General features: G+C 61.1%; 6 protein-coding genes. 2 read left to right on the forward strand and 4 right to left on the reverse strand.

What is annotated here, in order from left to right; genetic code table 11:
* Positions 1–4: 4 nt before the first annotated feature.
* Both HMPREF3138_RS14870 and HMPREF3138_RS14875 read right to left on the reverse strand, forming a co-directional pair.
* Positions 5–355 carry a DUF1428 domain-containing protein gene (locus HMPREF3138_RS14870; protein ID WP_038871540.1) on the reverse strand — a complete coding sequence of 117 codons (351 nt, stop codon included), beginning with the start codon at positions 353–355 and terminating at the stop codon, positions 5–7.
* Between the two features lie 105 nt (positions 356–460).
* Positions 461–1,903, reverse strand: coding sequence for a GGDEF domain-containing protein (locus HMPREF3138_RS14875; RefSeq protein WP_038871539.1), 1,443 nt, complete (start codon positions 1,901–1,903; stop codon positions 461–463).
* Between the two features lie 387 nt (positions 1,904–2,290).
* Between HMPREF3138_RS14875 and HMPREF3138_RS14880 the strand changes: the two genes are divergently transcribed.
* Positions 2,291–4,429, forward strand: coding sequence for a TonB-dependent siderophore receptor (locus HMPREF3138_RS14880; RefSeq protein ID WP_371326904.1), 2,139 nt, complete (start codon positions 2,291–2,293; stop codon positions 4,427–4,429).
* 49 nt (positions 4,430–4,478) lie between these two features.
* Here HMPREF3138_RS14880 and HMPREF3138_RS14885 read toward each other — a convergent pair whose 3' ends face one another.
* Positions 4,479–4,940 carry a GNAT family N-acetyltransferase gene (locus HMPREF3138_RS14885; RefSeq protein WP_038871698.1) on the reverse strand — a complete coding sequence of 154 codons (462 nt, stop codon included), beginning with the start codon at positions 4,938–4,940 and terminating at the stop codon, positions 4,479–4,481.
* Positions 4,941–4,995: 55 nt separating this feature from the next.
* Positions 4,996–5,811: an alpha/beta fold hydrolase gene (locus HMPREF3138_RS14890; protein WP_038871537.1), complete on the reverse strand. Its 816-nt coding sequence runs from the start codon at positions 5,809–5,811 to the stop codon at positions 4,996–4,998.
* 129 nt (positions 5,812–5,940) lie between these two features.
* Here HMPREF3138_RS14890 and HMPREF3138_RS14895 point away from each other — a divergent pair, with 129 nt between their 5' ends.
* Entirely contained in the window at positions 5,941–6,105 is a 165-nt protein-coding gene (locus HMPREF3138_RS14895; protein ID WP_223294939.1) for a hypothetical protein, read from the forward strand.
* Positions 6,106–6,253: the final 148 nt, after the last annotated feature.

The raw sequence follows: 6,253 nt of genomic DNA on the forward strand, positions 1-6,253 counted from the left end.
TCCTTCAGGCATCGAGGATCGGCGCGAACCCGCCAAAGATCATGCGTTTGCCGTCAAACGGCATTTCACCCAGCGCCTTCATGCGCGGATCGTTCATCATTTTCTGGTTGGCGGCATCGCGCACCGCCTTGGAGGGGTACTCTATCCAGCTGAACACCACCACTTCGCCCTCCTGCGCCTTCACCGCGCCGCGAAAGTCGGTGAGTTTGCCGTCGGGCACGTCATCGCCCCAACACTCCACGATGCGCGTGGCGCCAAACTCTTTGAACAACGGCGCTGCAGCGGCCGCCAGCCGGTGATAAGCCTCCTTGTTGGCGGCCGGCACCGCCACCACAAACCCGTCTACGTATTTCATCCTGGTATCCTCTTGTCTGATTAAGGACAGTCGGTTCAGCACGGGCGGACGTTGCCCGTGCCCCCTACCAGTTTAGACGGCGGGCGCGCGGCCCGGATCGGAAGTTCAGCGGTCCGGATCGTTCGGCGGGTAAGATTCCGGCGTGGCGACCCGGTTACGGCCGGCATTTTTCGCTTTGTATACCGCCAGATCCGCCAGTTTGAGCAGGTCGGCCAGGCTATGGCCGGAACCGCCCGGGCAGGTCACCATGCCGATGCTGACGGTGATCTGCAGCGGATGGCCGGCCGGCATGGTGATCGATTCCGCCTCAATGCGTTGCCGCAGCCGTTCGGCCAGCTGCAACCCCTGCTGCGGCTGGCCGAGCGTCGAGACGATGGCAAACTCTTCGCCGCCCATGCGGCCGAACAGATCGTTGACGTTCAGATCGGCGGCGATCGCACGGGTAAACGCCATCAGTGCCTGATCGCCACCGGCGTGGCCGAAACGGTCATTGATCGATTTGAAATAGTCGATGTCGAGCATCATGACGCACACCAGCTCGCCTTTCTGATCGATCACCCGCTCGCCGCGCTGCATAAACGCATTGCGCGTCAGCACGTGGGTCAACGCATCGTGATTCGCCACGTGCTCCAGCGTGCGCAACAACGCGTTGCGCGCATAGTTCATGCTGGCGACGGCGATCGGCCCCAGCGCCAGCAGCGCGATGCCCAGGCGCATGGATACCGCGTTCTGCAGCACCTTCATGTCGAGCGTGGTGCTAAGCAACCCGAAATCGATCGCCAGATGGCACCACAGCACGTAAACCAGCACCGCGATCATGGTGCTGAACAGCGAAAAGGACATCGCCAGCCACAGCAGCACCGGCATCGGGAAGATCACCGCGCCGGGGCCGCCGATCAGCACGCTGCAGACCGCCGCCAGCGCCAGCAGCGCCAACACCGCCAGTTTCCCCCCCGCCTGCGGCCATTGGCTGCGCTGTATCAACATGGCGCAGGCCGCGCGCAGGCGATGTCGCCAATCGGCGGGAAACACCAGAATGAACGGCATCAGCGTGACGTAGTTGGTGAATTCAGATGAGAACCACAGCGCCAGCGAGGTCAAATAGGGCCTGCCGAACAGCCACTGCGAGGCAGCGGCCCCCACCAAGCCGGTAGCGGCGGCGGCGGCCAGGCAGATACCGAACAGATACATGCTGGACGCACCGCGTTGCAACATGCGCGCCGGCGGCGACAGCCGCATGAACAGCAGATAGCCCACCACCACGCCGGCCAGATTGGCGGCGTTCAGCAGCAGCGCTTTCTCCAACGCGCTGCCGGTCAACAGATCCGCCGCCAGGTAGCCCAGCACCGCCATTCCCCAGCCGGCGCGCGTCGCCCACTGCGGGCGGCGCACCAAAACGGCCAGCAGCACGGCGTTAGCCGGCCAGAATAGCGCCAGAAAGCTGCCGGGACGGCTCACGATGCCCAGCAGACACAGAGTGAACACCAGTAAAAAAATAATGAGCGCGGGCCAGATTTTCCGGGTATCGGACAACGAGGTGGTTTGCATCTTGGATCCAGAGACTTCCGCTAGCGTAAGGTGACAGTCTTTGCGTGTCACAACCGTCGGCGATGAGGAGAAGATAAACGGCCGACCCGCCTATTATTGCCAGTTTTGCCGGCCTGGACACCTGTTTATTCATCAAGGAAAAATATATTTGTGTATCAATATATTGACGATACTCACCCACCTGGCGCAGAAACTGCCAAGGCATCCCGACCGTCTTGATCATTATGGTCAACTCGTCGGATTTTTACCGCTAAAACCACCGTCTTTTTCTTTGATGACAAAATAAAATCGGGCAATGCGCGGATCTCTCCTTTGCCCTCTATCCAAGCCAAGTAAATAATAATTATAATGATAATCGTTATTATTTATAATTCACCATGGAATGATATGCACCAGTCAGTTCTTCGCCACCCCAATAAAAGAAATAAAAATCACGTTCTGCGTACGCTGCCCCTGCTTGCCGGCCTGTTCCCCGCTCTGGCGATCGCCGCCGCGCCCGACGCAAAAAAGGAAGACGCCATCACAGTGACCGCCACCGCCCTGCCTGCCGGCAGCTATAGCGCCGATACCGCCTCAACCGGCAGCAAAACCGCCGCGCCAATCGGTGAACTGCCGCAATCGGTCAGCGTCGTTACCTCGCAGGTGATTGACGACTTCCAGGTCAAAAGCGTCAATGACGCGATGAAATTCGTCAGCGGCGTCACCCAGGGCAACACGCTCGGCGGCACCGAGGATGGCTTCGTCAAACGCGGCTTTGGGGTTAACTCCGACGGTTCGGTGTTCATCGACGGCGTGCGCAGCAACCAGGGGCTGAGCATGGACGCCACCACCGATCGCGTCGAGGTCCTGAAAGGTTCCGCTTCGCTGCTGTATGGCATCCTCAGCCCCGGCGGCGTCATCAACCTGATCAGCAAAAAACCGCAGTATGACTGGAACACCCGCATTAGCGGCGCCACCAACAGCTTCGGCGGCGGCAGCGGCAGCGTCGATGTGACCGGCCCGCTGGGCGGCGGCTTCGCCTTTCGCCTGATCGCCGAGCGCCAGCACGAGGATTACTGGCGCAACTTCGGCAGCGACGAACACACGCTGATCGCGCCTTCACTCAGCTGGTTCGGCGACCAGGCTTCCTTTAACATCGCCTACAGCGAATACAAGTACGACATTCCTTACGATCGCGGCACCGCGTTTATCGACGGCAAACCGGTCGACGTGCCCTATAACCGCCGGCTGGATGACTACGCCAACCGCGCCTGGGGCAAGAACAAACGCCTGAACGCCCATTATGAATATGCGCTGGATCCGATCTGGACCACCCGCCTCAACTACGCCTGGCTACAGCGCCGTTACGACAGCAACGAAGTGCGCGCCACCGCGGTCGACACCACGACCGGCATCGTCTCGCGCCGCGCCGACGCCAACCGCGGCTTCAATCACCAGACCGATTATTATTCCTGGGATCTGACCGGTTCGCCGGAGGTGTTCGGCATGCAACACGATCTGCTGCTGGGCGTGGACTACGAGAAGAACCAGACTTACAAGGCCTATTCCTACCGCGGCAAGGTCTCGAAGACCTTCAACATGTACGATCCGGCGTATGGCGAAACGCCGGTCACCGACAGCACCACCTACAGCGACGCGTCAAGCAACCTGCGCGCCACGCTGTTCAGCCGTTCCCTGTACGCCAAGGACAGCATTCATCTCACCGATCAATGGATCGCGGTGCTGGGCGCGCGCTATCAGTCGTATTACCAGAACAACAGCAACGGTTTCCAGAAGCCGAAAAATGCGCTCAATGACAAAGACGATCAGTTTTTGCCGCAGGCGGGGCTGGTGTATAAGCTGACGCCGAACCTGTCTCTGTACGGTAACTACAGCCGTTCCTTCACGCCGTCCACCGCCATCGACGATAACGGCAACGTCGCCACGCCGGAAACCGGCACCACCTATGAGGTGGGCGGCAAATGGCAGATCGCCCCGGCGTTCGACGCCACGCTGGCGCTCTATCGTATCGATGAAAGCAATATGTCGATCTTTATCAACGGCGTGACCCGCAGCATTCCCAAAGCGCGTTCCACCGGCGTCGAACTGGAGTTGAACGGCGAAGTGGCGCGCAACTGGGATCTCACCGCCAACTACAGCTACGACAAAACCGAGATCGTCGAAGACAACCTCAACCCGACCAACGTCGGCAACCGGCTGGTCAACGCCCCGACCAACATGGGCGGCCTGTACCTCAGCCACCGCATGACGCTGCCGGTGGTGCCCGGCGAGGTGCGCGTCGGCGGCGGCGCACGCTATGTCGGCCGCCGCGCCGGCGATCCGGAGAACAGTTTCACCATGCCGGCCTATACCGTGGCGGATGCCTTTGTCGCCTGGGACAGCAAGCTGCTTGGCAAACATACCCAGCTGAAACTGAATGTGAAAAACCTGTTTAACCGCGAATACTATGCCTCCAGCGCCGGTAACCTGCGCGTGATTGAAGGCGAACCGCGCAGCCTCAGCCTCCAGGCGACGGTCGATTTTTAAGCCGCTCTCTCCGGGCGCCGTTTGGCGCCCGTTTTCTTTTCGCCAGGCGTCAAAGCACCTTGCGGTACATCACAAAACCGGGGCGTTCCGCCACTTTGTCATACAGCCGCATGGCGGTCTGGTTGGTTTCGTGGGTATTCCAGTAAACGCGCGGCAACCCCAGCTCCCGCGCACGCTCATAAACCGCCGCGATCAGCGCCCTCGCCACGCCTTTGCCGCGCACCGTCTCCGCAGTGAACAAATCCTGCAGATAACAGTTAGGTTGCAGCTGGATGGTGCTGCGGTGCAGGAGATAGTGCGTCAACCCGACCACCTGCCCCTGATGCTCCGCGATCAGCGCAAACATCGGTTCGTAGGCGTCGAAAAAGCGCCGCCAGGTGGTCTGCGTCACCTCATCCGGCAGTGCCGTTGCCCCCTCACGGCCGTAAAATGCGTTATACCCTTGCCACAGCGCCAGCCAGGCGGCGTAGTCCCGCGCTTCCAGCGGCCTGACCACAATGCTTTCGCTCATGTTGTCCTCTTCGATGATGTAAAAATGCCCCGTCTCCAGCATAGAACAGCGCACGTCAGCGCGCAGGCGGCGGCATCACATCGACGAGAAAATCCAACAGCGCGCGGTTGAACAATGCCGGCCGCTGCAGCGGCGCGAAGTGGCTGACGCCCGGCAGCGTCACCAGACGGGCGCCGGGGATGCTGCCGCTCAGGTAGGCAGCATGTTCGGCGCGGATAAACTCATCGTGTTCGCTGTGAACGACCGTCACCGGCACACGAATGGCCGCCAATTCCTGCGCGGTGTAGTTCGGCTGGCTGCTCATCATCAGGCTCACGGCGGCGACAAATTCATCGAACTCCTGCGGCGTCGGCGACAGCGCGGCATAGTCCTGCACGTGGCGCGCGAAGCAGCGCTCGACGATCGGATTGGCGGCCGGCGGTTTAACGCCGCTGGGATCCATATTGCAGCCGAAGAAAAAGACGCCGTCCACCCGCTGCGGCGCCCGATGGGCGGCGATAAGCGCGACACAGGCGCCGTCGCTCCAGCCCGCCAGCGCGGCGTGCGGGATTCGCAACGCGTCCATCACCGCCAACAGATCATCGGCCATGCGATCGTAACGGTAAGGCCGGGCGTCGCGCGTACTGCGCCCGTGCCCACGGCTGTCGATGACCAGCACGCCATACCCGGCGGCCAGCAGCGCCGGCAGCTGATACCCCCAGTTGCCGCTGTGGCCCAGGCCGCCATGCAGCAGGATCACCGTCGGCGCCGCGCCATAGGCGGCATACCAGATGCGCGCCCCGTCATGTTCGACAAACCCCTGCCTGGACGTGGGCAGCAACGGCGGCGCGCCCTGCGCGGCAAAGCGGGTCAACTCGTCGTCGGTTTGCATCTTTTCCTCCTCATTCGCCGACGTTGTGCGCCAACAAGGCATCAAAGGAGTATATATCGCCCCGGCGAGCGGTGCCGTTCGCTTTCCCGACATATACTTAAGGGAGGAATCGCAATGGAGGACGGTGAGATGAAGAAAATAATTCTCGTGTTTTTGATGCTGATGCTGAGTGGGTGTATCGGCGGCGGCGGCCCGTCGAATGCGCCGTCGGCATCGCCGAATGAGCCTTATACCTGCACCAAATCCAGCGCCAACAGCGACTGCTCGCAATCGGTGGAGCCGTCGATGTACTAGCCGCGTTCGGCGGGCCGTCGCGTAACGGCCCGCCGCCTTAGGGGGACTAGGAGGAGTGCTCCTCTTCGTTGGTCTGGTATCGTGTCGCCTGTTGCTTCATAAACACCACTTCCTGCGGGCTGGACAGGCTCACTTCCTGCGCGCGCAG

It is taken from the genome of Serratia sp. HMSC15F11 (genome assembly GCF_001808215.1).
Lineage (GTDB): Bacteria > Pseudomonadota > Gammaproteobacteria > Enterobacterales > Enterobacteriaceae > Serratia > Serratia nevei.

What these genes read in the sequence shown, in the direction of transcription:
- HMPREF3138_RS14885 (WP_038871698.1), bottom strand. Translation starts at nt 4,940, where the DNA reads ATGAGCGAAAGCATTGTGGTCAGGCCGCTGGAAGCGCGGGACTACGCC.
- HMPREF3138_RS14880 (WP_371326904.1), top strand. Translation starts at nt 2,291, where the DNA reads ATGCACCAGTCAGTTCTTCGCCACCCCAATAAAAGAAATAAAAATCAC.
- HMPREF3138_RS14890 (WP_038871537.1), bottom strand. Translation starts at nt 5,811, where the DNA reads ATGCAAACCGACGACGAGTTGACCCGCTTTGCCGCGCAGGGCGCGCCG.
- HMPREF3138_RS14895 (WP_223294939.1), top strand. Translation starts at nt 5,941, where the DNA reads ATGAAGAAAATAATTCTCGTGTTTTTGATGCTGATGCTGAGTGGGTGT.
- HMPREF3138_RS14875 (WP_038871539.1), bottom strand. Translation starts at nt 1,903, where the DNA reads ATGCAAACCACCTCGTTGTCCGATACCCGGAAAATCTGGCCCGCGCTC.
- HMPREF3138_RS14870 (WP_038871540.1), bottom strand. Translation starts at nt 355, where the DNA reads ATGAAATACGTAGACGGGTTTGTGGTGGCGGTGCCGGCCGCCAACAAG.